This window comes from Variovorax sp. 10L426, from assembly GCF_056395305.1.
Window position 1 is genome coordinate 1 of sequence record NZ_JBFTJF010000123.1, and the last position, 395, is coordinate 395.

Here is a 395-nt window from a genome sequence, read left to right on the forward strand (position 1 = left end):
GGGTTCGGGCTTCTCGGTCGATCCGGCCGCCGCTGGCGCCGCGCTGACCTGGATCAAGCTCGGCCACGCCACCAGCGCCGAAGTGGAAGCCATGGCCAAGTCGCACCGTCCGCAGGACATCATGGACGTGAAGTGGGCGGACCCGGTGGACGCCAGCTACACCAAGATCTTCGCGAACGGCATTGCCCAGTGGGTCAAGGTCGTGCCGGGCAAGGAGCACGTCGCCGCGTTCCTGGAAACCCACCGCTACGCCTACCTGGCCGGCGGCAGCATGGGCTTCACCAAGATGGAAGGCACCACGGTCAACATCAAGGACAAGATCGCCTATTCCGCCCTGCAGAACGTTCAGGACTCGATGGTGCTGAACAACGCCAAGGGCTGGAACGCCGCCAGCA

At 64.8% G+C, this 395-nt stretch carries 1 pseudogene; it reads left to right on the plus strand.

The annotated features are described in order from the left end of the window. Positions 1-395 (plus strand): annotated as a pseudogene (locus AC1DHL_RS30060) (alkaline phosphatase); the annotation flags it as partial.